Origin of the sequence: Amycolatopsis sp. NPDC058278, assembly GCF_042881395.1 — a bacterium.
Lineage (GTDB): Bacteria > Actinomycetota > Actinomycetes > Mycobacteriales > Pseudonocardiaceae > Amycolatopsis.
This window is the reverse complement of record NZ_JBHVXZ010000141.1, coordinates 1-23,747: the sequence shown is the minus strand read 5'-3', so window position 1 is coordinate 23,747 and position 23,747 is coordinate 1. Positions and strand designations below refer to the sequence as shown.

Here is a 23,747-nt window from a genome sequence, read left to right as displayed (position 1 = left end):
GGCTCGAGGTGGCCTTCGCCGCTGTATCACTCCTGGAGGGAGAGGGCCTGGCTCGGGCAGACGTGCACCGCTTCACGGGCCTTCTCGACCAGCTCGCCCTGCGGCTGGTCGTCGAGCACGATGACCGTGCCGTCCTCCTCGCTCTGGTCGAACAGCGAGGGCTCGGTGAGTACGCACTGGCCGGCGCCGACGCACTTGCCGGTGTCCGCGATGATCTTCATGGTCCTCTTCTCCTGTGGTGGTTTGGCAGTTCGTCTCTACCAGGTCACCGGCAGCCGGTACAGGCCGTAGATGGCCGCGTCGTCCTTGAACGGCAGGTCGTCGACCGGCGCGGCCAGCTTCAAACCGGGAATCCGGCGGAAGAGCGTGTCGAAGACGATCTGCAGTTCCATCCGGGCGAGGTTCTGGCCGAGGCACTGGTGCGGGCCGAAGCCGAAGGCGACGTGGTGGCGCGCGCCGCGCTCGATGTCCAGGTCGTCGGGGTTTTCGAACGCGGTTCCGTCGCGGTTGGCCGCGTAGCCCAGCGCCAGCACGCCTTCGCCGGCCCGGATCAGCTGCCCGCCGACCTCGACGTCCTCGACGCACAGCCGCGCCGTGGCGGCGTCGACGATGGTGAAGTACCGCAGCAGCTCCTCGACGGCGTCGAGCGTCTTGCCCGGGTCGTCCCGGACCAGGGCCAGCTGGTCCGGGTTCTCCAGCAGCCCGACGGTGCCCAGCGAGATCATGTTCGCCGTCGTCTCGTGTCCGGCGACGAGCAGCAGGAACCCGGTCGCGGCCAGCGCCGCCCGCCGGTAGGTGCCCTCTTCGCGCAGCTTGACGATCTGCCGCCCGAGCAGGTCGTCCGGCGGGTTCGGCTCCTTTCCGGCGATGAGGTCGCTCATGTACTCGCGCACCGCGTCGACTGCCGCCCGCCGCTGCTCCGGGGGCGTGTCGCGCTTGATCAGCTTCGCCGTGTGGGTCTGGAAGAAGTCGTGGTCGGCGTACGGCACGCCGAGCATCTCGCAGATGACCAGCGACGGCACCGGCAGCGAGAGCGTCTCGACCAGGTCACCCGGCTTCGGGCCGGCCAGCAGCGCGTCGATCCGCTCGTCGACGATCTCCTGGATCCGCGGCCGCAGCGCCTCCATCCGGCGCACGGTGAACTCGCCGAGCACGGCCTTGCGGGCCGGGCCGTGCTCGGGCGCGTCCATGGTGATCATGGTGCGCTCGTCGTCCGGCCGCCGGAACCCCGGCACCAGCTGCGGGAAGTCCGGGTGCTGCCGGTCGGCGCTGAACCGCCGGTCGTTCAGCACGGTCCGAACGTCTTCGTGCCGGCTGACCACCCAGGCCTGCCTGCCGTCGGGCAGCCCCACCCGGGTGACCGGGTCCTCGTCGCGGATCTCGGCGTACGCCGGCGGCGGGGCGAACGGGCACGTGCGCGTCATCGGGAATTCGTGGACCGCGGTCATGACGTCTCCCTCACCAGGTCACGGGCAGGCAGTAGAGGCCGAAGATCGACGAGTCGTGCTTGAACGGCAGCTGGTCCACCGGGGCGGCCAGCTTGAGGTCCGGGATGCGGCGGAAGAGCGTGTCGAAGACGATCTGCAGTTCCATCCGGGCGAGGTTCTGGCCGAGGCACTGGTGCGGGCCGAAGCCGAAGGCGACGTGGTGGCGCGCGCCACGCTCGAGGTCGAGCGCGTCGGCGTTCTCGAACGCGGTTTCGTCGCGGTTGCCGGAGTAGCTCAGCCCCAGCACGCCCTCGCCTTCGCGGATCAGCTGCCCGCCGATCTCGACGTCCTCCGTGGCGACGCGCGAGGTCGCGAACTCGGCGATGGTGAAGTACCGCAGCAGCTCCTCGACGGCGTCGAGGGTCTTGCCGGGGTCGTTCTTGATGATCTCCAGCTGGTCCGGGTTCTCCAGGAGCGCGACGGTGCCGAGCGAGATCATGTTCGCCGTCGTCTCGTGCCCGGCGAGGAGCAGCAGGAAGGCGAGCGAGACGAGCTCGTCGTGCGCGACGTCGCCGTGCTCTTCGCGCTGCTTGAGGATCTGGCGGCCGAGCAGGTCGTCGGTCGGGTTCGCCTCCTTCGTGGTGACCAGCTCGTCGAGGTAGTTCTGCATCTCTTCGACGGCCTGCATCCGCGCTTCCTGCGTCACCTCCCGGTTCAGCAGGGTGGAGCTGCGCGACTGGAAGAAGTGGTGCTCGGCGTACGGGACGCCGAGCTGCTCGCAGATGACCAGCGACGGCACCGGCAGGCTCAGCGCGGAGACCAGGTCGGCGGGCTTGGAGCCGGCCAGCATCGCGTCGATGTGCTCGTCGACGATCTGCTGGATCCGCGGCTGCAGCGCCTTCATGCGCTTGACGGTGAACTCGCCGACGACCTCGCGGCGGGCGGCGCCGTGCTCCGGGGGGTCCATGTTGATCAGCGACGCGGTGAAGCGGCGGCGCTGCGGACGTCCCTCCCGGGTCAGGATCGGGAAGCCGGGGTTGAACCGGTCGGAGCTGAACCGCGGGTCGTTCAGCACGGTCCGGACGTCCTCGAGGCGCGTCACGGCCCAGGCCTCCTGGCCGGACTGCAGCGTGACGCGGTGGACCGGCCCCGCCTCGCGGAGCTTCTCGTACGCCGGCGGCGGGGCGAACGGGCAGGTGCGGGCCAGCGGAAAGGTGTCGTCCCGGGTCGCGGGCTCGGCCAGATCAGTCATTTCGGACCCCTAAATCGGACGGAAAGTATGCGGAGGATTACATTCCGGTTCTCTGTCCAAGGTACCGAAGCGGAAGGAAGTCGTCCACTAGGTGCCCGCTACCCATTCGCGCGGGCGGTGCGTGGCCTGCTGACCGTGCGAGAATCACCCCGCGCGATTCAGCGGAAGGCGAACGGCATGACGGCAGACCCCGAGACCACCCTGCGGGCGGACGCGCGGCGCAACCGCGACCAGATCCTGGCCGCCGCGAAGAGCATCTTCGCCGCTTCCGGTCCCGAGGTGCCGATGGAGGAGATCGCCCGCGCGGCCGGCGTCGGCGTCGGCACGCTCTACCGCCGGTTCCCGGACCGCGACGCGCTGGTCCGCGCGGTCGCGATGGACAACTTCGAACGGGTGCTGATCGACGCCCGTGCGATCGCCGCCGAGGAGACGTCGTCGTGGCGCGCGCTGGAGCGCCTGCTGCGCCACTCGGTGGCGCTGCAGCTGAGCGTGCAGCTGGCCATGGTGTCGCACCGGGCGCTGGTGATCATGAAGAACGACCCGGAGGTCCGCCGGCTGCGCGACGAGATCCTGGTGGTCCTCGACGGCTTGGTCGACGGGGCGAAGGCCGAGGGCAGGCTCCGCGAGGACGTCGGGTCCGGCGACATCGCGATCCTGCTGGCGACGCTGCTGCGGCAGATGCGCGCGAAGGCGCCGGAGGTCGCGGAGATGGCGGCCCGCCGGTGCGTCGGCATCATGATCGACGGCCTCAGTGCGCGGCCGGGTTCCCCGCTGCCCGGCCGGCCGATCACGTCGGGCGACCTCGACCCCGAATGATTCGCCCATTTCCGTGTTAGGGTCCGCCTCGTTCTGCCGGCAATTGCAGCTACGGGCGGGAAAATGCGACGAAGAATGCTGGCCGTGTTGTTGGCCATTTCCTTCCCGGTGCTCTCCGGGTGCGGCGGCGCATCCGTCGACGGCGTGGCGGCCGCGTCGGCTTCGCTGCCGGCGCCGTCGCCCGCGTCTTCTTCGGTGACGGCCCCTGCTTCTTCTTCGCCGCCGGCGTCTTCGACGTCTCGACCTGCGCCTCCGTCGGCTCCACCGCCGCCGTCGACCACGGCGGTCCGGAGCTGCCGCACGCCGGAGTTCACCACCAGCGACCCCGACGGCGGCTGGTCCGACGGCGGCTACTACGTCCACAACAACATGTGGAACGCCGGGGAAGCGGGCCCGGAAACGTTGCGGGCGTGCGCGTACGACAACTGGTACGTCGAATCCACCCAGCCCGATTCGACGTCGGTGAAAACCTATCCGAACGTACACAAGGACATCAACAACCAGAACGGAAAACCGTTCAACGACTATTCGGTGATAAAATCCACCTTCGCCGGTCGCGGCCCGGGCACCGGCGTCTACGACGTGGCCTACGACCTCTGGCTGAACGGCGTGGGCAACGGCGCCGGCGTCAGCGAGCTGATGGTCTGGACGGAGAACCGCAAGCAGCTCCCGGCGGGCGACAAGCTGACGACGTACGTGGCGGGCGGCTTCACGTACGACGTCTGGGCGGACGACGAGGGGTACGTGGCGTTCGTGTCCCGCTCGACGCAGTATTCGGGCAGTGTGGACCTGAAGGCGATGATCGCGTGGGCGATCGGCAAGGGCCTGCTCCCGCCGAACCCGACGGTCAACCAGATCGGCTACGGCATCGAGTTCTGCTCGACCGGCGGCGGCAAGGCCCGGTTCACGCTGTCGGACTTCTCGGTGACGATGAGCTAGCGTCAAGCCGCGGCGCGGGTGGCCAGGTAGGCCAGGTGGGCGCCCCAGGGTCGCGGCGGACTGTTCGGTGGCGTCGCTGCGGACCACCGGGCCGAACGGGATCGGCCAAGCCGTGTCGAAGAGGTCGGCCGGGCCGGCCAGGTGGTCGGCCGGCCGGCCCGGGTCGAACTGCAGCAGTGGCTGAACAAGAATGAAGGCCACCACCCGGCTTCGGGTGGTGGCCTCCGCTCGTGGCCTCAGACGCCCAGCGGGTGCCAGACCGTCTTGGCCTCCAGGTACCGCCGCAGCCGCGTGAGGTCGGGGGCCGTGGTCCAGTCCGGTTCCGCCTCCGGGACCGTCAGCACCCGCTTCACCGTGTTCGCCGCTTCGCGCGCCAGGCCCGGGCGGTCCGCCGGGGCGGCTCCCGTCGGGTCCAGGGCGTTGACGTCGCCGTGGGAAGCGAGCCAGGGCCCCAGCTCGGCCGCGTGGCCCGTGAGGATGTTCGCCACACCGCCCGGGACGTCCGACGTCGCCAGGACCTCCGACAGCGTGATCGCCGGCAACGGCCGCTCCGCGCTCGAGACCACCACCGCCGTCGAGCCCGTCGCCAGGACCGGGGCCAGGACCTCGACCAGGCCCAGCAACGACGAGCTCTGCGGCGCCAGGACGCCCACCACGCCGGTCGGCTCCGGGACGGTGAAGGAGAAGTACGGGCCCGCCACCGGGTTGGCCGAACCCAGCACGGAAGCGATCTTGTCCGTCCAGCCCGCGTACCAGACCCAGCGGTCGATCGCCGCGTCCACTGTGGACTCGGCCTTCTTCGCGGCCAGGCCTTCGGACGCGGAAACCTCGGCGATGAACTGGTCGCGGCGGCCCTCCAGGACCTCGGCCACCCGGTAGAGCACCTGGCCGCGGTTGTACGCCGTCGCCGCCGACCAGCCGGGGAACGCCTTGCGCGCGGCCACCACCGCGTCGCGGACGTCCTTGCGGGACGCGTGCGCCGCGTTCGCCAGGAACTTGCCCTTCGCGTCCGTCACCGGGTACACCCGGCCGGACTCCGAGCGCGGGAACTTGCCGCCGACGTACAGCTTGTACGTCTTGGCGACGGAAATTCGGTCAGACATTCAGGTACGCCTCCAGCCCGGTGCGGCCGCCTTCGCGCCCGAAGCCGGATTCCTGGTAGCCGCCGAAGGGGGCGGTGGGGTCGAAGCGGTTGAAGGTGTTGGCCCAGACCACGCCGGCGCGCAGCTGGTTCGCCATCCACAGGATCCGGGAGCCCTTTTCGGTCCAGATACCCGCCGAAAGCCCGTACGGGGTGTTGTTCGCCTTCGCGACGGCCTCGTCCGGCGTGCGGAACGTCAGCACCGACAGCACCGGCCCGAAGATCTCCTCGCGGGCGATCCGCATCGACTGGTGGACGTTCGCGAACACCGTCGGCGCGAAGAAGAACCCGCGGTCCGGGACCGGGCACGGGCTGGTCCAGCGCTGCGCCCCCTCGGCGTCCCCGGCTTCGACGAGCCCGCGGATCTTGGCCAGCTGCTCGGCGGAGTTGATCGCGCCGATGTCGGTGTTCTTGTCCAGCGGGTCGCCGATCCGCAGCGTCGAGACGCGGTGGTGCAGCTTCTCCAGCACCTCTTCGGCGATCGACTCCTGGACCAGCAGCCGCGAGCCCGCGCAGCAGACGTGCCCCTGGTTGAAGAAGATGCCGTTGACGATGCCCTCGACGGCCTGGTCGAGCGGCGCGTCCTCGAAGACGATGTTCGCCGCCTTGCCGCCCAGCTCCAGCGTCAGCTTCTTCGCCGTGCCCGCCACCTGGCGCTGGATCGCCTTGCCGACCTCGGTCGAGCCGGTGAAGGCGATCTTGTCGATGTCACCGTGTTCCACCAGGGACGCGCCGATGTCCCCGGCGCCGGGGAGGATGTTGACCACGCCCGGCGGCAGCTCCGCCTGCTGGCAGATCTCCGCGAAGACCAGCGCGGTCAACGGCGTCGTCTCGGCCGGCTTCAACACCACCGTGTTGCCGGTGGCCAGCGCCGGGGCGATCTTCCAAGCCAGCATCAGCAGCGGGAAGTTCCACGGGATGATCTGGCCCGCGACGCCCAGCGGCCGCGGGTTCGCGCCGTAGCCCGCGTACTCCAGCTTGTCCGCCCAGCCGGCGTGGTAGAAGAAGTGCGCGGCCGCCGTCGGGACGTCGGAGTCGCGCGACTCCTTGATCGGCTTGCCGTTGTCGAGGCTCTCCAGCACGGCCAGCTCGCGCGAACGCTCCTGGATCAGCCGCGCGATCCGGAAGAGGTACTTGGCTCGCTCGGTGCCCGGCATCTTGGCCCAGACGCTGGTGTAGGCCTTGCGCGCGGCCTTGACCGCGGTGTCCACATCGGACTTGGACGCGGTGCCGACCTCGGCCAGGACCTCTTCGGTGGCCGGGTTGATCGTCTTGAGCGGCTCACCCGAGCCGTCGACGAACTCGCCGTTGACGAAGGGCTTGTAGGAATCCTTCAGATTCGCGATGGCGCGCGATTCCGGCGCCGGTGCGTACTCGAAAACAGGCATCAGTCCACCGTCACGTAGTCGGGGCCGCTGTAGTGGCCGTCCACCTGGGTGCGGCGCTGCAGCAGCAGGTCGTTGAGCAGGCTGGACGCGCCGAAGCGGAACAGGTCCGGGGTCAGCCACGGCTCGCCGGCGACCTCGTGCACGGCGACCAGGTACTTGATCGCGTCCTTCGTCGTCCGGATGCCGCCCGCGGGCTTGACGCCGCGCAGCTCGCCGGTCTGCCGGTGCCAGTCGTGGACCGCCTGCAGCATGATGTGGGTGACCGGCAGCGTCGCGGCGGGGGAGACCTTGCCGGTGGACGTCTTGATGAAGTCGCCGCCGGCCAGCAGCGCCAGCCACGACGCGCGCCGCACGTTGTCGTAGGTCGCCAGCTCGCCGGTCTCGAGGATGACCTTCAGGTGGGCGTCGCCGCAGGCGGCCTTGATGGCCTGGATCTCCTCGAAGACGTCCATGTACCGGCCCTCGAGGAAGGCGCCGCGGTCGATCACCATGTCGACTTCGTGCGCGCCGGCCTCGACGGCGATCTTGGTGTCGGCCAGCTTGATCTCCCGCGAAGTGCGCCCGGCCGGGAAGCCGGTGGCGACGCTCGCGACGTGCACGCCGCTACCCTTCAGCGCTTCGACGGCGGTGGCGACCATGTCCGGGTAGACGCAGACAGCGGCGACGCGCGGGGTGTCCTGGCGGTCCGGATCGGGCCGGACGGCCTTCGCGGCCAGCGCCCGGACCTTGCCGCGGGTGTCGGCGCCCTCCAGGGTGGTCAGGTCGACCATGGAGATGGCGGTGTCGATGGCCCACCGCTTGGCGTCCTTCTTGATGCTGCGCGTGCCGAGGCCCGCCGCGCGCTGCTCGACGCCGACCTGGTCGACACCGGGCAGCCCGAGCAGGAAGCGGCGCAGGCTCGCGTCGTCGCGAGTCGCGTCCACCAGCGGTGCCGGGGTGGCCGGCGCCGCTGACGTGCTGGTCGTGGCTGTCATGCGCCTGAGTCTAGGCGGCGGGTCCGGCAGCGCGGTCCCGACAGCGCGGCGGCCGGAGGTGAGTCACCCGGTGTGACGCTTCAGGTGATGAGTGTCAATATCGACGGCAGATGTCCGTGCCGGGAAGCACGCACCAGCCGTCGGGCGTGGCGGCGAGCGGAGCCGGCGCGGTGCAGGGCGAGTCGCTGTCCGAGCACCAGGCGGGCTGGGCCGCGGAGGCGGGGACGGCGGTCAGGACGGCGGCCGAGGCGAACAGGCCGGCCACGACGATCCGGGTGAAAGTGCGCATGACGTCAGTCCCCTTCGATCTGCGGTGGCTCGGTCCGCCGAGCCGGTTTCCGGTACACCACGACCCCGCCCCAGAACGCCAGGCCGTTGATCTTCACCGTCGGGGCCGTCGGCGGGGCCGGGGGTGCGCCCGACTTGTCCTCCAGCACGAACCCGCCCATCAGGCCGAGGCCCGTGACGTCCACGTTGACGTCGTCCGGGACGGTGATCTGGATGCCGCCCATGATCGCCACCGCGGTGATCGTGCAGTGCTTGTCCGCGAACCGAGCCTGCCGCAGGTCGATCTCCGCGCCGCCCCAGAACGCGAAGCTGTTGTGCTGCGGGGGCAGGACCCAGCTGCCCTTGCGGACCGCGCCGGACAGCACGCCGATCGACACCGGGGAGCCCGGGTGACCGCCGATGCGCTGGTCCGGGAAGCCCAGGGCCCGCGTGGTCGCCGGCTCGACGGCCGCGGACGACGTCGGCAGGTCCGCCGTCACCGGCTTCAGCTCGCCGAGGGTTTTCGCCGCGTAGACCGTCGTGAGCCGTTCTTCCAGCTCGTTGACCGTGATCCGGCCCTCCGAGAGGGCGTTGTGCAGCACCTGGGCGACGCGTTCGCGGTCCGCGTCGGAAGCCCGCATCTGGTCGGGCGTCAGTTCGCTCACCCGGCGCAGCCTATCGGCGAAAACCACCCTGCGTGTCCATCTTCCGGAGGACACTGGGCCCATGGTCGAGTTTCCGGACGGCACCCGCGTACACGGGCGTGGCCTGGCGCGCCCCCGCCTCGACGGACCCGAGCCCGATTTCGGGCTCTACCTGGGGACGAGCCGGCTTCGGCGCAAGCACGGCGGAGGCATCACGTGGCCGCACGAATGGGTCACCTGGCCCGATTTCCTGCTCCCCACGAGCCCCGCGGACGCCCGTCGCCAGATCAAGGCCCTCCACGAACGGGCGAAGACCGAGACCGTCGAGGTCGCCTGTTACGGCGGCGCGGGACGGACCGGGACGGTGATGGCCTGCCTGGCGATCCTCTCCGGCGTCCCCGCCGACCGGGCCGTCGCCTGGACCAGGCAGCACTACCACGAGCGAGCCGTCGAAACGCCCTGGCAGCGCGGCTGGGTGAAGAGCTTCGCGAAACGGCTAGATTGACCCGCATGGATGTGCACGTCGTCGACCACCCCCTCGCGAAGGCCCGGCTCTCCACGATGCGCGACGCGCGCACCGACAGCGCCGCGTTCCGGGCCGCGCTGCACGAGCTGACCGTCATGCTGGTCTACGAAGCCACCCGCGCCGTGCCGGTGAAGATCGAGAAGATCCACACGCCGGTCGCCCGCACCGACGGCTACAAGCTGGCCAAGCCGCCGCTGCTGGTGCCGGTGCTGCGCGCCGGGCTGGGCATGGCCGACCAGGCGCACAAGCTGATCCCGGACGCGCAGATGGGCTTCGTCGGCCTGGCGCGCGACGAGGAGACGCTCAAGCCGACGCCGTACCTGGAGTCCCTGCCGGAATCGCTCGCCGACCGGCCGGTGCTGGTGCTCGACCCGATGCTCGCCACCGGCGGCTCGATGGAGTACACGATCCGCCTGCTCACCGACCGCGGCGCCGACGACGTGACGGCGATCTGCGCGCTCGCGGCGCCGGAGGGCTTGGCGCACCTGGAGAAGACGGGCCTGCCGGTCCGGGTGGTCACGGCGAGCATCGACGAGCGCCTCAACGACTCGGGCTTCATCGTCCCGGGTCTCGGCGACGCGGGTGACCGCCAGTACGGCGCCGTCTGAGCCGGTGCCGGTCCTGAAGTGGCGGTGGATCGCCGTGACCGCCGTCGCGGTCGCCGCCGTCACCGGGGCGCTGCTCTGGCTGTTCCTGGCCTGGTCCGGGCGGCCGGACGCGCCGGTCCGGATCGACGCGGTCAAGACGGCGTTCGGCGTCGGCGCGGCCGCGGGCGGCGTGTTCGCGCTGTGGCTCGCGACGCGCCGCCAGCGCACACTGGAGCTGCAGCTGGCCGAGACGACCCGCGTCGCGTCCGTCACCGAACGGGACCTGGAGGAGCGGCGGGTCACCGAGCTGTACACGAAGGCCGTCGAGCAGCTGGGCAGCGAGAAGGCTCCGGTCCGGCTCGGCGGGCTGTACGCGCTGGAGCGGCTCGGGCAGGACAACCCGAAGCAGCGCCAGACGATCGTGAACGTGCTGTGCGCCTACCTGCGGATGCCCTTCCACAGCCCGAAAAAGGGCATCCGCGGCGCGGACGCGGTCCGGCGCGCGGACGAGGACGTCGACTACGACGCCGCCGAGCTTCAGGTCCGCCTCGCCGCGCAGGAACTGCTGAAGACCCACCTCGCGGCGGACCACCCGGCGTTCTGGCCGGGCATGTCGATCGACCTGCAGCGCGCGAACCTGGTCGACTTCCGCCTCAGCGGCTGCGAGGTGGTGGTGGCGGACTTCAGCCACGCGACGTTCATCGGCTCGGTGCACATGCGGGGGACGACCTTCGCGCAGAAGACCGGCTTCTACGGCACCCGTTTCACCGAGCTGGCGAACTTCGACCGGTCGGTTTTCGCCGAAGGCGCGTACTTCTCCTGGGCGCGCTTCGAGGGCGTTGCCCGCTTCGCGCGGACGCGGTCGGAGGGTGGCATGCGGTTCCACCACACCACGTTCGCCGCCGAGGTCGTGTTCGAGCACAGCAAGCACGAGTTCGACCTGGAAGGCGCGACGTTCGCGGTCGAGCCGGAGCTTCCTCAGACCGGCACCAAGTAGAGCTCCTGCGGCCCGAGTGTCGGGGCGCCGAGCGTCCAGTGCGCGAGCGCGTCCGGCGGCGGGACGGGCAACCGCCGGAGCACCAGGTCGGGCCGGCGTGGCCGGACGCCGAAGTCGAAGAACGCGTAATCGACCCGCAGCGCCGCGCGGACCCACCGGTTCCCCGCGCCGCGGGCTTCGATGGCCGCGGGAAGCAGGCCCCGGTCGGCGAAGACGTCGACGATCGCGCACTCGCACGTGTAGGCCAGCACGCCGATCTCCCCGGCGCTGCCGATCACACGCGACCCGGCCAGCGCGCGGAGGTCGCGGCCGATCTCGGTGTACTTCGCCGTCGAGGCGTAGTTGGACGTCAGCGGCGCGAACACGCGCGGCAGTCCCGGGGCCGCGTACGCGACGACGGAAGCGGCCACCAGCGCGAGCACTCCGCCGACGGCGAGCCGGCCCGAAGCCCACGCGCAGAGGAAGACCGTCGCCGTCGTGATGCCCGGGCCGTAGTACCAGTGGTACGGCGGGACGTTCAGCAGCACGTACGTCCCGTGGTACAGCGCCCCGCCCACGGCCAAGAGCGCGAACGGCCGCAGCTCGGGCGACCGCCGGAAGGCGAGCGGCACCACCGCCGTCGGCAGGAACGACAGCACGGTCGTCCACAACGCGGTCCGGGCGTAGAAGAGCGGGCCGTTGCCGAAATCCCAGTCGCCCCACGTCCGTTGCGCGCCCTGCAGCGTCTTGATGACGACCGTGTCGGGCACCGCCGCGCCGAGCACGACCCAGCTGAAGGCGAACCACGGCAGGGCGACCAGCACGGCCCCGAGCACGGCACGTCCGGAGCGCACGCAGAACCCCAGGACGAACGCGAAGATCAGCAGGTCCAGCCGCACGAGCGCGAGGGCGCCCGCCGCAAGGCCGAAGGCCAGGGGCCGGTGCGAGACGGCGAACACGGCCAGCCACCCGAGCACCGCCGCTCCCAGCGCGACTTCCAGGCCGATCGACGACAGCAGCAGCGGGTTCACCGTCAGCGCCACGAACGCCAGTGCCGGGAACCAGCGCGGCAAGGCGGTGCCGAGCCGGCGCAGGGCCAGGACGAGCGCGACCTGGCACAGGACGTACAGCACCCCGGCCGCGAAGACGGCGTCACGCACCACGAACGTCAACGCCGCCAAGGCGAGGACGTTCGCCGGTGACGTCGCGGAGTTCGACGTCGCGTCGGCCAGCAGGCCCCAGTGCCCGTGGAACGCCAGGTTCCGCGCGTAGGACAGCGTGATGAACGTGTCGTCGACGAGGTGCGGCCGGGCCAGCAGGAACACCACCGCCGACACGCACGCCGTGGCCGCCGGCAGCCGCAGGCGAAGGTTGTCCGTCGTCCGGACCTGCTCCATGATCACGACCGGAAGTGGCCGTCCGGTTCGCGGAAGTTGCGCGCAACATCCGGACCCGTGCCGGCCACTGAGAGGTGTGACCAGTCAAGCGACGGGGGCGCCGGTGGGTGACCGGACACTGTGGAACCGGGCGTCCGAAGGCGACGAAGTGGCCTTCAGCGAGCTCTTCGAACGCCATGCGGAGGCCGTCTGGAACCACGCCTACCGCCTGACGGGCTCGTGGAGCGCGGCCGAGGACCTGACCTCGAACACCTTCCTGACCGCCTGGCGCCGCCGCGCCGACGTCACGCTGGTGCGAGACAGCGCCCTGCCGTGGCTCTACACGGTCGCCGCCAATGCGGCCCGGGACGAATACCGCGGGGTTCGAAGACGGCTACGGCTGCTGCGGAAGATCCCGGACCCGCCGGTGGTGTCCGACCACGCTGACGCGGTGGCCGAGCGGCTCGACGGCGAGCAGCGGCTGCGCGAGATCGTCGAGGCCGTCCGGACGCTGCCGAAGGCGCAGCGGGAGGTCGTCGAGCTGTGCCTGCTCGGTGACGTGAGCGTCGCCGACGCGGCCGCGTTGCTGACGGTCGCCGAGGTCACCGTCCGCGCCCACCTGTCCCGGGCCCGCGCACGACTGCGTACGTTGCTGAAGGAGGCAGGGAAATGAGCGACGGCCTGAATTTGCCGCCCCGGCGTGAGCTGCCCGACGACGTCCGCATGCGGCTGCGCGCCGAAGTCCGCCAAAGCATCGCGAAGCGCCGCCCGGCGCATGTCTGGTACGCCGCCGCGGCCGTCGTCGTGCTGGCCGCGGGCGCGATCGTGGCGACGCAGGTGATCCGGCAGCAGCCCGTGGCCGGTCCCGCGCCGGAACCGCCGCCGAGCGAGGAGGTCCCCAACCCCCTCACCCTCGACGTGCAGGTGGCGACCTCGTCCCTGGACCGCTGCTGGGCTGCGGTGCAGGCGGCGGGCAAGGCGGACCGCGTGCCCCCGCGCGAGGAATGGGTCCCGCTGTTCACGACCGTCCTGCAGCCGGATTCGGTGGTCGCGGCGACCGCCGCCGGCAAGCCGATGTTCTGCGAGACCACCGACACGACCGTGACGTTGTCGGACCCGGAAGCCACGCCCGCCTACGCCCCGGACACGCGCACGGGGCTGCTGCTGCACAGCGCGACCGGGATGGTCGGCGGAATCCTCGCCCCCGATGGGGACGGGCTGTTTCTCGATTCGCGAACCGAGGACGGCGAGAACCAGTCGCAGACCATCTCCTTCTCGCCGGTCACCCGCCAGTTCGTCGGGGTGACCCGGAGCGCCCCGGCGCGGACGACGCTCACCATCGGCAAGCCGATGCAACCGGACGCGAAGACGCTGCCCGTAGCGCCGCCGCCCCTGCTTTCGGTCGTCGACCGGCCGGTGACCACCGACCGGACGTCCGCCGCGGGCCGGGCGCTGGGCGACTGCCTGGCGGCGGCGGAGGTCGAGGCGATCCCCGATGCCGCGGCGTACGCGCCGGGGCCGCTGCTCGAGACGGACGAGTACCGGGTGGTCCTCGGCCGCCACGGCGACCGGTTCGTGGTGTGCACGACCGAGCCCGACTACCGGCGGCCGGGGAAGACGCGGGTCCGCGCCTTCGACAACGGCCCCGGACCGCAGACGCCGCCGGTGCGCCCCTTGGTGGTCGACACCCTGGGCCATCCCCAGACGGGTGCCCCGCCGGGGAAGGCCCTCCGTCCGTTCGCCGCGGCCCTGCCCGTGACGGCGACGACGGCGATCGTCGACTTCGGGGGCGGGACGAGCCCCGAGGCCCACGTCGTGGACGGCATGGTCGTCGTGTGGGCCCCCGCGAACATCAAGATCGACCCGGAAACGAAGGTCCACGTGGTGGCGCGGGACGCGAAAGGCGCGATCGTCTACGACGGGACGTTGCCGCTGGTCTGAGGCCGCAGCCAGCCGGAGGCGTTCGCGCGCAGGGCCCGCTCGTAGGAGCCGGTGACGTCGAACCCCTCCGGCAGGTTGCCGGCCAGCTCCAGCGACACCAGGCCGTGCACGATGGCCCAGCAGCCGACCGCGACCGTCTCGGGCGGGACGTCGAGGAAGACGCCGTCGGCGATGGCGCGGCGGATGATCCGTTCCAGGGGCTTGAGCGTTTCGCGGGCGAGCTTCTCGGCGTCCTCGTTCGGCTCGAACCCGGGCACGGACTTGGTGAACATGATCCCGTAGAGGTGCGGGTCGGCCAGCGCGCTCGTGCGGTAGGCGCTGCCGAGCGCGACGAGGTCCTCGACGGCGTCGCCGGTCAGCGGCGTCCCGGCCATCCGGGCGCCGAAGCGGCGGAAGCCCTCGGTGTACAGGGCGTTCACCAGATCGGGTTTGCTGCCGAACAGCGAGTACACGGCGGTGGTCGACGTCCCGGCGTCGGCGGCCAGCTTGCGCAGCGAGAGCGCCTTGGGCCCGTCGGCCGCGAGCAGCTCGCCGGCCCGGTCGAGCAGCTTGAGCCGGAGCGCCTCGTCGTGCGTGCGTGGTCGCGCCATGTACGCAGCGTATCGGAACGGTGTTATGGAAGGCCAGCGCCGGAATTTGACCTGGAGTGCACTCCAGGTCGTACTGTCGGGCCATGAGCTACTCGATAGCGGAAGCCGCGCGACGTAGCGGACTGTCCATCGACACCCTCCGGTACTACGAGCGCATCAAACTGCTCGACCCGCCCGCACGCGACACCGCGGGCCGCCGGGCCTATTCCGACGACGACCTGAACTGGCTGGGTTTCCTGACCAAGCTGCGCACCACCGGGATGCCCATCAAGAGCATGCGCGAGTACGCGTCGCTGCGCCGTCACGGTGTCGCGAGCGCGGGCCGCCGCAAGGCCCTGCTGGTGGAGCAGCGCCGGTCGGTCGCCGAGCGGATCGCGGAGCTGCAGGGCTGTCTCGACATCCTCGACTACAAGATCGAAAACTACGCCCAGGTCGAGCGCAAGGTGCTCGGCGTGGAACCCGGTATGGAGGAGATTTCCGCGTGAAGAACAGGAAGCTGGGCGGCCTGGAAGTCGGCGCCCAGGGGCTCGGCTGCATGGGGATGAGCCAGGCCTACGGCGTCCGCGACAACGACGAGGAGTCGATCGCGACCATCCACCGCGCGCTCGAGCTCGGTGTGACGCTGCTCGACACGGCCAACGTCTACGCCAACGGCGTCAACGAGGAGCTGGTCGGCCGCGCGATCGCCGGCCGCCGCGACGAGGTCGTGCTCGCGACGAAGTTCGGCATCGTGTGGAACGACGGCGCGATGGGCGCTCGTGGTGACGCCGAGTACGTGAAGCAGTCGTGCGACGAGTCGCTGCGCCGCCTCGGCGTCGACCACATCGACCTCTACTACCAGCACCGCGTCGACCCGGACACGCCGATCGAGGAGACCTGGGGTGCGCTGGCTTCGCTGGTGGAGGCCGGGAAGATCCGGTACGCCGGGATTTCCGAGGCGAGCGCGGCGACGATCCGGGCCGCGCACGCGGTGCACCCGGTGACGGCGTTGCAGAGCGAGTGGTCGCTGTGGACGCGGGGGATCGAAGGCGAAATCCTGGACACGTGCCGGGAGCTCGGCATCGGGATCGTCCCGTTTTCGCCGCTGGGCCGCGGTTTCCTGACGGGCGCGGTGACGTCGGTCGCCGACTTGCCGGAGGACGACATGCGCCGCGGCCTGCCGCGCTTCGCCGAGGGCAACTTCGAGCGGAACATGGCGATCGTCGAGGCCCTGCGCGAGCTGGCCTCGGACAAGGGCGTCACCGCCGGGCAGCTGGCGCTGGCGTGGGTCCAGTCCCAGGGCGAGGACGTGGTGCCGATCCCGGGCACCAAGCGCCGCAAGTACCTCGAGGAGAACGTGGCGGCGGCTTCACTGGAGCTGACGGCGGACGACCTGGCCGCCATCGCGGCAGCCGCACCGGCCGACGCGATCGCGGGAGAGCGCTACCCCGAGCGCCTCGCCCGCGCGGCCGGGAAGTGACCACGGAACTCGCGTGATCCGGGCCGTAACTCGCGTGATCCGGGCCGTAACTCGCGTGCTTGAGACCGCAACTCGCGTGATCGGGGCCGTCACGGCTTCGATCACGCGAGTTACGGCTCTGATCACGCGGCTTACGCGGCGGATCACGCGAGTTCCGGCTTCGGTCACGAGCCGCGGGCGGGAAGTAACTTACTTCTGAGGCTTTTCTGAGATCTCCGGAGCAGGCTCGGCGCCGATCATGCGGTCGGTGCCGAGCCCCAGGAGGTCGTCGTGGCGGAGGAAGTGCTCGATTATCTGGTCGTCGGGGCCGGGCCGGCCGGGTTGCAGCTGGGGCAGCACCTCGGCCACGCCGGGCACCGGTACCTGGTGCTGGAAGCCGGTTCCGCGCCCGGGCACTTCTTCGAGACCTTCCCCCGGCACCGGACCCTCATCTCCATCAACAAGAAGCACACCGGGTACAGCGACCCGGAGCTGCGCATGCGGATGGACTGGAACTCCATCCTCGCCGACGGCGACGACGACCAGCTCGTCTTCACCGGCTACAGCGACAAGCTCTTCCCGGACGCCCCGGACTTCCTCCGCTACGTCGCCGACTACGCGGCGAAGCACAAAGTGAACGTCCGCTACGACACCCGGGTGACGCGCATCCGCCGCGAGCAGGAGATCTTCGTCCTCACGGCGGGTGACGAGGAATTCAAAGCGCGCCGGCTGATCATGGCCACCGGCGTCACCAAGCCCTACATCCCGCAGTTCCCCGGCGTCGAGCTGATCGACCAGTACGTGGACGTCGACGTCGACCCGAAGAGCTTCACCGGCCAGCGCGTCCTCGTGCTGGGCAAGGGGAACTCGGCGTTCGAGACCGCGGACAACCTCATCGAGACGGCCGCGGTCGTGCACGTCGGCGGGCCGCGGCCGGTGAAGCTGGCCTGGCGCACGCACTTCGTCGGCCACCTCCGCGCGTACAACGCCGGCATCCTCGACATGTACCAGCTGAAGCTCCAGCACGCGATCCTCGACGGCGACGTGCGCGAAGTCCGCAAAGACGCCGACGGCTACCACGTCAAGTTCGCCTTCGCCCGCGCCGACGAGGTGATCAAGGAGATCCGCTACGACCGCGTGATCGGCTGCACCGGCTTCCGGTTCGACGCGTCGCTGTTCGACGAGGACTGCCGCCCGGAGCTGACCATCAACGACCGCTTCCCGGCGCAGACCCCGGACTGGGAGTCGGTGAACGTGCCCGGCCTCTACTTCGCCGGCACGATCACGCAGGTCCGCGACTTCAAGAAGGCCACCAGCGCGTTCATCCACGGCTTCCGCTACGGCGTCCGCGCACTCGCCAAGGTCCTGAACGAACGCCACCACGACACGCCGTGGCCGAGCGTCGAGCTGCCCGCCAAGCCGGACGCGCTGACCGACGCGGTGATCACCCGGATCAACCGGACTTCCGCGCTGTACCAGCAGTTCGGCTTCCTCGGCGACGTCCTGGTCATGGACGGCGACACCGCCCGCTACCTCGAAGAGGTGCCGGTCGACCGCGTTCTCCAGGACCCGCCGGCCGACGCCTACGTCGTCACCCTCGACTACGGTCCCGACCACGACAAGATCGACCCGTTCGACTTCGTCGCGCGCGCCGCCCAGGACAAGGCGAACGACTCCGGCGAAGGCCACTACCTGCACCCGATCGTCCGGCACTACCGCCGCGGCGAGCTGGTCGCGACCCACCACGTCACCGAGAACCTCGAGAACGAGTGGGACAAAGAGGTGCACGTCGAGCCGCTGACCGCGTTCTTCACGCGGGAGCTCTGATGCGCACGATCGCGGAGTTCGAGGCGGCGGCCCGTGGCCGCCTCGACCCGGTCCACTACGACTACTTCGCGGGCGGCGCGCAGGACGAGATCACCTTGCGCGAGAACGAAACGGCGTTCCAGGAACTGCGGCTGGTGCCCCGGGTGCTGCGCGGCAGCGACAAACGGGACCTGAGCATCGAGCTGCTCGGGACGCCGTCCTCGATGCCGATCCTCGTCGCGCCCACGGCGTTCCACCGGCTGGCGCACCCCGACGGCGAGCTCGCCACCGCGCGGGCGGCGGCGCGGGCGGGCACGATCATGGTCGTCAGCATGGCCGCGACCACGGCGATCGAGGACATCGCCGCGGCGGCCCGCGAGGCCGCGCCGGACCCGGGCCTGTGGTTCCAGCTCTACCTGCAGCCGGACCTGGAGTTCACCGAGGCGATCGTGCGCCGCGCCGAGGCCGCGGGCGTGAAGGCGTTCGTCGTCACCGTCGACTCGCCCGTGCTCGGCCGCCGCGAACGCGACGACCGCAACGCCTTCCACGACCTGCCGCCGGGGCTGGCCGTGGAAAACCTCCGCAACCTGGGGGAAAACCGCAGCGGTGGCAACGCGAGCCATGTCCGCGAGATCGTCATGTCGGCCGGGCTGAACTGGGACCACATCGCGTGGCTCCGAGGCAGGACCAAGCTCCCCGTGCTGATCAAGGGCGTGCTCCACGCCGAGGACGCGCGGCTGGCCGTGCACCACGGCGTCGCCGGGATCGTCGTGTCCAACCACGGCGGCCGCCAGCTCGACACCGTGCCCGCCACCATCGACGTGCTCCCCGAGATCGCGGCGGCGGTCGGAGGTGCGCTGCCGGTGCTGCTGGACGGCGGGATCCGCCGCGGCACCGACGTCGTCAAGGCGCTCGCCCTGGGCGCGGACGCGGTCGGCGTCGGCCGCCCGATCGTGTGGGGGTTGGCGGCGGGCGGCCGCGAAGGCGTCTCCGAGGTCCTGGACCTGCTGCGGGACGACTTCGACCAGGCCCTCGCGCTGTGCGGCGGGCGGCACCCGGCCGATCTCACCCCGGACCAGGTGCGGCGGTGATCGGCAAGGTGCTGGCCGCCGCGGCGGCGGTGTCCGCGCCGGTCTGGCTGCCACAACGTGTCGTGGCGCTGCGGATGAAGATCTTCGCGCTGGTCAACGGCCAGGACGCGGTCACGATCCCCGGCCCGCAGGTCGGCGCCGGGGACTTCAAGCGCGTCTACGCCGACCCGGCGGCGAACGGCCGCAGCCGCGGCGCCGCCCTGTCCGACCTGTTCTGGTACTGGCTCGCGCCCGGGCCCGAGGTGCACCAGGAGCACCTCGAGGCCGGGTCACGCTACGACGCCGTCGCCAAGTGCACCCGGCACATCCTGATCCGGTCCAAAAAGGACTCCGAGGAGCTGGCCCGGCGGGTGGCCGCGCACGTCCTCGACGGCGTCGAGCCCGGCCTCGTCCGGCTGCGCGACGTGATGATGCCGATCTGGGCCGAGCTGTACCACGAGCTGGTGTTCGAGGAGCCGTGCCCGCCGGAGGCGCGCGACCTCATCGTCGGGCACGCCGACGACGTCGTCTCGGCGCTCAAGTGCGTGCGGCCGCGGAACATGCGCCGCCGGGCCCGGCTGACGAAGTACCTGCGGCGGCGCCTCGCCGACGTCCCGCACCCGCTGCCGGAGCCCCTGACCCCGGAAGAGCAGGCCTACTACCTGCAGGGGACGTTCTTCAACACCGCCGTCGTGCAGATGTCCGAGGCGATGGCGCACCTGCTGATGATCATCGCGAAGTCGCCGGACACCCAGCGGCGGCTCGCCGCGCACCCGGACGACGACGCCTACCTCGACCGCGTCATCGACGACGGCCTCCGCCGGTTCCCGCTGTTCGGCATCGCGCACCGGATCTCCACCGCCGACATCGAGGTGGCGGACCTGACCATCCCGGCGGGGACGGTGCTGTGCTTCAGCTACCCCGGCTACGCCGCCCAGTCCGGAAAGGACGATTTCATCCCCTTCGGTGTCGCGCAGAACCGCGCCTGCCCGGCGCGGGGGCTCGCGCCGCCGACCATGCGGGTCGTGACGCGGGAAGTGCTGCGCCGCTTCAGCCTCGCCTCGACGGCCGCCCACACGCGCTCGATCCCCAACCGCGGCCCGGTGCTGCTCACGCCCCGCGGGGGCCGCCACCGGCGCGCACCCCTGGTGTGGCTCGCGGTCCGCGACCGCTGGGAAGACGTCTGGCGCAGCTTCGCCCAGCTCGTGTTCGGCACGTACATGGTCCTCGACGCCCGTCGCCAAGCCCTGTGTTCGACCTATTTCGCCGGAGGCAATCGATGAGCCCGTCCGAAGCGGCGCCCACGTTCTTCCTCGCCGTCGTGGCCATCCTCGTGGTGGTCCGGCTGGTCTGCATGGTCGCGGTCAAGCTCGGCCAGCCACCGGTGGTCGGGGAGATGATCGCCGGGGTGCTCCTCGGCCCCTCGCTGTTCGGGCTGCTGCTGCCGGACGTCCAGGCGGCGCTGTTCCCGGACGCGATCCGGTCGCTGCTCTACGTCGGTGGCCAGATCGGCCTGGTCATCTACATGTTCGGGGCCGGCTACGAGTTCAACCTGAACAGCATCATGCAGTCGCGGAAGTCGGTCGCGGCGATCTCGTCGGCCGGGACGCTGGTGCCGCTGGCGCTCGGGGTCGGCGTCGCCATCCTGGGCACGTCGTGGGTCGGCATCGGCAAGGAAGGCGTATCGCTGGTGACGTCGGCCGCGTTCGTCGGGGTGGCGGTGGCGATCACCGCCTTCCCGATGATGGTCCGGATCATCACCGAACGCGGGATCGGGGGGACCCGGTTCGGCTCGCTGGCGCTGGCCTGCGGCGCGCTCGACGACGTCCTCGCGTGGCTGCTGCTGGCGGTCGTGCTGGGGATGCACGCCGGGTCGCTGGGGCCGATCGCGCTCGCCCTCGGCGGCGGGCTGCTCTTCGCGCTGCTGGTGTTCATCGTCGGGCGGCGCCTGCTGACCCGGGTGATGGGCAGCGAGCGGATGAGCGTCGACCAGCGGGTGCTCATCACCGCGATGACGTTGTTCGCGGCCGCCTGGTTCACCGACACCATCGGGCTGTACGCGGTGTTCGGTGCGTTCACCGTCGGGGTGGCGTTCCCGCGCTGCGCGGCTTCCGACGCCGTGCTCGCGAAGATCATGCCGATCGGGTCGATCGTGTTCGTTCCGCTGTTCTTCACCTACTCCGGCCTGAACACCCGGTTCGCGTTGCTCGCCGACCCGAAGCTGCTCGCCTTCGCGCTGCTGACGGTGGCGGTCGCGATCATCGGAAAACTGGGCGCGTCCTGGGGCGCCGCGCGGCTGGCGGGGGAGCCGCCGGCGGTCGCCACGCGCGTCGGCGTGCTGGTCAACGCCCGCGGGCTGATGCAGCTGATCGCGCTCAACGTCGGGCTCGCCGCCGGCATCGTCTCGCCGGCGTTGTTCACCGTGCTGGTGCTCGTCGCACTGGTCACCACGATCATGACCGCGCCGGTGCTGGCGTGGCTCGACCGGCGGGATGCCCGCAAGGGGAGCACCGAGCTGCTCCTGACGGTCGAGCCCGTTCCGGTGACCGGGAAAAGTTGATTCTTCAAGTTCGGAAATAACTGCCAAGATGGATCGGTGCGCGACGGGGTGGCGAAACCGAGAGTGCTGCTGGTCGAAGACGACCGGGAACTGGCGGGCATGCTGGGCGAGCTGCTCGCGGACGAGGGCTACGAAACCGAAGCGGCGCACGACGGCCAGCGGGGCCTGCACCTCGGGCTCACCGGGCACTACGACGTGATGGTCATCGACCGCCGGCTCCCGGTGCTCGACGGGCTCGAGCTGCTGCGGCGGCTGCGGGCCCGGGCGGTGACCACGCGGGTCCTGGTGCTCTCGGCGCTGGGGGAGGTGGCCGACCGCGTGGCGGGTCTCGACGCCGGCGCGGACGACTACCTCGTCAAGCCGTTCGAGGCCGAGGAACTGCTGGCGCGGCTGCGCGCGCTGGGCCGCCGTGACCTCGAAGGCGCCGAGTGCCTGCCGCTGGGCACGGCGGCCCTCGACCTGCAGCGCCACGAAGTCGTGCTGCCGCGTGGCGAGCGGATCACGCTGTCGGGGCGGGAGTTCGAGCTGCTGCGGACGCTGGCGCAGCGGCCCAAGGCGATCCACCCGCGGGCGGCGTTGCGCACCCGGGTGTTCGCCGACTCGACCGGTGAGTCCATTGTGGATACTTACGTGTACTACCTGCGGCGCAAGCTCGGCCGGGACGTCGTGCGGACCGTGCACGGCCTGGGGTACCAGATCGGCGTGGTATGAGTCCCGCTTTCGAGGAGCGGGCCCTGCGGCGGGCGCGGTGGGTGATCACCGCGCAGATCGCCGTGGTGGTGTCGCTGCTCGTGGCCGTCGCGGGCGCGATCGCGTACGGGATCCTGCTGTCCGGCCAGCACGCCGACGCGGACCGGCTGCTGGCCAGGACGATCCAGCTCGGTCCCGGCGCGACCCCGCCGGGCTGCGTCTGGCTGTTCACCCCGGGGGCGCACGCGCCCGCGGGCCCGCCGCCGCCGGGAATGCCGATCGCGGAGCTGGACGCGTTCGTGCCGTCGCCCGGCGACGTCTACACCGAGCGAAGGTCGATCGGCGGGATGACGCACACGATCCGGGTGGAGAACCGCGGCGGCGTCGTCTCCCAGGCGTTCTTCGAGGAGCGGTACCAGGTCCAGGACCGCGCGTCGCTGGTGTCCGGGCTCGGCGTCGCCGAAGTGCTCGCGCTGCTGGCGGCCCTGGGGTGCGGGCGGGTGCTGGCCCGCCGGGCGATCCGGCCGCTGGAGGACGCCTTGCGGCGGCAGCGGACGTTCGTCGCGGACGCGTCCCACGAACTGCGGGCCCCGCTGACCCGGCTGCACACGCGCGCGCAGCTGCTCGCCCGGCGGTCGTCCGGGCGGGACGCGGCGGAACTCGACCAGCTGGTGCGCGGTACGCGGGAGCTCGGCGAGGTCGTCGAAGACCTGCTGCTCTCCGCGCAGGCGTGCGGCGAACGGCCGTCGCTGGAGCTGGTCGAGCTGGGGGTGCTGGCCGAGGAAGCGGTGGCGGCCGAAGCGGTGCGGGCGGAGGAGGGCCAGGTCCGGCTGGCGGTGACGCGGGAGCGGCGGCCGTACGTCGTCCAGGGCGTGCCGACGGCGTTGCGCCGGGTGCTGTCGGCGTTGCTGGACAACGCACTCGGCCACACGCCGCCGGGCGGCTCGATCGAGGTGTGGCTCGGCGTCCCCGACGAGCGGCACGTGGAGCTGCGGGTCCGCGACACCGGGGTCGGCTTCCCCACCACCGACGCGGACCGCATCTTCGAGCGGTTCGCCCGCGGCTCCGATGGCGACGGCCGCCGCTTCGGCCTCGGCCTGGCCCTGGTCCGCGAAGTGGTGACGGGTCACGGCGGCACGATCGCGGCCGCGGCCCGCCCCGGAGCCGGAGCCACGTTCACCCTCCGCCTCCTCCGCGCCGACCCCTCGTGACCAGAGCCGGAACTCGCGTGACTGGGCCCGGATCCCGCGTGTTTTATTCCCGAACTCGCGAGGTGCGGCGCCCATACCGCGAGTTACGGCGTCCCACCAGCGAGTTACGCCCGGGTTCACGGGAGTTT

The 23,747-nt window shown here is 71.1% G+C and carries 25 protein-coding genes; 15 read left to right on the top strand and 10 right to left on the bottom strand.

Annotated features, from left to right (window positions below; translation table 11 throughout):
* Positions 1-26: 26 nt before the first annotated feature.
* From ACFVYA_RS42785 to ACFVYA_RS42775, 3 genes are read right to left on the bottom strand one after another with little or no spacing between them, the layout of a single operon-like run.
* Positions 27-221, bottom strand: a complete 195-nt coding sequence (locus tag ACFVYA_RS42785) for a ferredoxin (RefSeq protein ID WP_013222786.1) — start codon at positions 219-221, stop codon at positions 27-29.
* A 36-nt stretch (positions 222-257) separates the two neighbouring features.
* A complete protein-coding gene (locus tag ACFVYA_RS42780; RefSeq protein ID WP_387053388.1) occupies positions 258-1,448 on the bottom strand; it encodes a cytochrome P450 in 1,191 nt (396 codons plus the stop codon).
* Between the two features lie 10 nt (positions 1,449-1,458).
* Complete coding sequence (locus ACFVYA_RS42775; protein ID WP_387053387.1) at positions 1,459-2,679, bottom strand: cytochrome P450; 1,221 nt, start codon at positions 2,677-2,679, stop codon at positions 1,459-1,461.
* Positions 2,680-2,856: 177 nt separating this feature from the next.
* On the opposite strand from ACFVYA_RS42775, the gene ACFVYA_RS42770 reads away from it, so the two are divergent.
* Together ACFVYA_RS42770 and ACFVYA_RS42765 are read left to right on the top strand one after the other, a co-directional pair.
* Entirely contained in the window at positions 2,857-3,495 is a 639-nt protein-coding gene (locus ACFVYA_RS42770) for a TetR/AcrR family transcriptional regulator (protein WP_285988255.1), read from the top strand.
* Between the two features lie 75 nt (positions 3,496-3,570).
* Positions 3,571-4,434 carry a hypothetical protein gene (locus tag ACFVYA_RS42765; RefSeq protein WP_387053385.1) on the top strand — a complete coding sequence of 288 codons (864 nt, stop codon included), beginning with the start codon at positions 3,571-3,573 and terminating at the stop codon, positions 4,432-4,434.
* Between the two features lie 236 nt (positions 4,435-4,670).
* Here ACFVYA_RS42765 and ACFVYA_RS42760 read toward each other — a convergent pair whose 3' ends face one another.
* From ACFVYA_RS42760 to ACFVYA_RS42740, 5 genes are all read right to left on the bottom strand, one after another.
* Complete coding sequence (locus ACFVYA_RS42760; protein ID WP_285988256.1) at positions 4,671-5,537, bottom strand: aldehyde dehydrogenase family protein; 867 nt, start codon at positions 5,535-5,537, stop codon at positions 4,671-4,673.
* Entirely contained in the window at positions 5,530-6,963 is a 1,434-nt protein-coding gene (locus ACFVYA_RS42755; protein WP_285988257.1) for an aldehyde dehydrogenase family protein, read from the bottom strand. The genes ACFVYA_RS42760 and ACFVYA_RS42755 overlap by 8 nt, the downstream gene beginning before the upstream one ends.
* The gene (deoC, locus tag ACFVYA_RS42750) at positions 6,963-7,937 is read right to left on the bottom strand and encodes a deoxyribose-phosphate aldolase (RefSeq protein WP_387053383.1); all 975 of its coding nucleotides are present in this window, start codon (positions 7,935-7,937) and stop codon (positions 6,963-6,965) included. Before deoC ends, ACFVYA_RS42755 begins: the two co-directional genes overlap by 1 nt.
* 94 nt (positions 7,938-8,031) lie before the next feature.
* Positions 8,032-8,226 (bottom strand): hypothetical protein, encoded by a 195-nt coding sequence (locus ACFVYA_RS42745; RefSeq protein ID WP_387053382.1) that lies wholly within the window; start codon positions 8,224-8,226, stop codon positions 8,032-8,034.
* A gap of 4 nt (positions 8,227-8,230) precedes the next feature.
* Positions 8,231-8,845 (bottom strand): DUF1707 domain-containing protein, encoded by a 615-nt coding sequence (locus ACFVYA_RS42740; RefSeq protein WP_285994078.1) that lies wholly within the window; start codon positions 8,843-8,845, stop codon positions 8,231-8,233.
* Positions 8,846-8,930: 85 nt separating this feature from the next.
* On the opposite strand from ACFVYA_RS42740, the gene ACFVYA_RS42735 reads away from it, so the two are divergent.
* From ACFVYA_RS42735 to ACFVYA_RS42725, 3 genes are read left to right on the top strand one after another with little or no spacing between them, the layout of a single operon-like run.
* Positions 8,931-9,353 (top strand): protein-tyrosine phosphatase family protein, encoded by a 423-nt coding sequence (locus ACFVYA_RS42735; protein ID WP_387053380.1) that lies wholly within the window; start codon positions 8,931-8,933, stop codon positions 9,351-9,353.
* A gap of 5 nt (positions 9,354-9,358) precedes the next feature.
* Positions 9,359-9,982, top strand: a complete 624-nt coding sequence (upp, locus tag ACFVYA_RS42730) for a uracil phosphoribosyltransferase (RefSeq protein ID WP_285988261.1) — start codon at positions 9,359-9,361, stop codon at positions 9,980-9,982.
* 34 nt (positions 9,983-10,016) lie between these two features.
* On the top strand, positions 10,017-10,958 hold the full coding sequence (locus ACFVYA_RS42725) for a pentapeptide repeat-containing protein (protein ID WP_387053378.1): 942 nt from the start codon (positions 10,017-10,019) through the stop codon (positions 10,956-10,958).
* Here the strand turns inward: ACFVYA_RS42725 and ACFVYA_RS42720 are convergent.
* Positions 10,940-12,334 (bottom strand): hypothetical protein, encoded by a 1,395-nt coding sequence (locus ACFVYA_RS42720; RefSeq protein WP_387053376.1) that lies wholly within the window; start codon positions 12,332-12,334, stop codon positions 10,940-10,942. The two genes, ACFVYA_RS42725 and ACFVYA_RS42720, sit on opposite strands and share 19 nt — an antisense overlap.
* A gap of 76 nt (positions 12,335-12,410) precedes the next feature.
* On the opposite strand from ACFVYA_RS42720, the gene ACFVYA_RS42715 reads away from it, so the two are divergent.
* Complete coding sequence (locus tag ACFVYA_RS42715; RefSeq protein ID WP_387053374.1) at positions 12,411-12,986, top strand: RNA polymerase sigma factor; 576 nt, start codon at positions 12,411-12,413, stop codon at positions 12,984-12,986.
* Positions 12,983-14,254 (top strand): hypothetical protein, encoded by a 1,272-nt coding sequence (locus tag ACFVYA_RS42710; RefSeq protein WP_387053372.1) that lies wholly within the window; start codon positions 12,983-12,985, stop codon positions 14,252-14,254. Before ACFVYA_RS42715 ends, ACFVYA_RS42710 begins: the two co-directional genes overlap by 4 nt.
* Here ACFVYA_RS42710 and ACFVYA_RS42705 read toward each other — a convergent pair.
* Complete coding sequence (locus ACFVYA_RS42705) at positions 14,227-14,844, bottom strand: TetR/AcrR family transcriptional regulator (protein WP_387053370.1); 618 nt, start codon at positions 14,842-14,844, stop codon at positions 14,227-14,229. The genes ACFVYA_RS42710 and ACFVYA_RS42705 overlap by 28 nt on opposite strands.
* Before the next feature lie 83 nt (positions 14,845-14,927).
* Here ACFVYA_RS42705 and ACFVYA_RS42700 point away from each other — a divergent pair, with 83 nt between their 5' ends.
* From ACFVYA_RS42700 to ACFVYA_RS42665, 8 genes are all read left to right on the top strand, one after another.
* Positions 14,928-15,329, top strand: a complete 402-nt coding sequence (locus ACFVYA_RS42700) for a MerR family transcriptional regulator (protein ID WP_013222802.1) — start codon at positions 14,928-14,930, stop codon at positions 15,327-15,329.
* 50 nt (positions 15,330-15,379) lie between these two features.
* Positions 15,380-16,303, top strand: coding sequence for an aldo/keto reductase (locus ACFVYA_RS42695; RefSeq protein ID WP_387053391.1), 924 nt, complete (start codon positions 15,380-15,382; stop codon positions 16,301-16,303).
* A gap of 270 nt (positions 16,304-16,573) precedes the next feature.
* Positions 16,574-18,109: an NAD(P)-binding domain-containing protein gene (locus ACFVYA_RS42690; protein ID WP_387053368.1), complete on the top strand. Its 1,536-nt coding sequence runs from the start codon at positions 16,574-16,576 to the stop codon at positions 18,107-18,109.
* A complete protein-coding gene (locus ACFVYA_RS42685) occupies positions 18,109-19,179 on the top strand; it encodes an alpha-hydroxy acid oxidase (protein WP_285988268.1) in 1,071 nt (356 codons plus the stop codon). The genes ACFVYA_RS42690 and ACFVYA_RS42685 overlap by 1 nt, the downstream gene beginning before the upstream one ends.
* Positions 19,176-20,441, top strand: coding sequence for a cytochrome P450 (locus tag ACFVYA_RS42680; protein ID WP_387053366.1), 1,266 nt, complete (start codon positions 19,176-19,178; stop codon positions 20,439-20,441). Before ACFVYA_RS42685 ends, ACFVYA_RS42680 begins: the two co-directional genes overlap by 4 nt.
* Positions 20,438-21,718 carry a cation:proton antiporter gene (locus tag ACFVYA_RS42675; protein WP_387053364.1) on the top strand — a complete coding sequence of 427 codons (1,281 nt, stop codon included), beginning with the start codon at positions 20,438-20,440 and terminating at the stop codon, positions 21,716-21,718. Before ACFVYA_RS42680 ends, ACFVYA_RS42675 begins: the two co-directional genes overlap by 4 nt.
* Positions 21,719-21,781: 63 nt before the next feature.
* The gene (locus ACFVYA_RS42670; protein WP_013222808.1) at positions 21,782-22,429 is read left to right on the top strand and encodes a response regulator transcription factor; all 648 of its coding nucleotides are present in this window, start codon (positions 21,782-21,784) and stop codon (positions 22,427-22,429) included.
* The gene (locus ACFVYA_RS42665; protein WP_387053362.1) at positions 22,426-23,619 is read left to right on the top strand and encodes a sensor histidine kinase; all 1,194 of its coding nucleotides are present in this window, start codon (positions 22,426-22,428) and stop codon (positions 23,617-23,619) included. Before ACFVYA_RS42670 ends, ACFVYA_RS42665 begins: the two co-directional genes overlap by 4 nt.
* Positions 23,620-23,747: the final 128 nt, after the last annotated feature.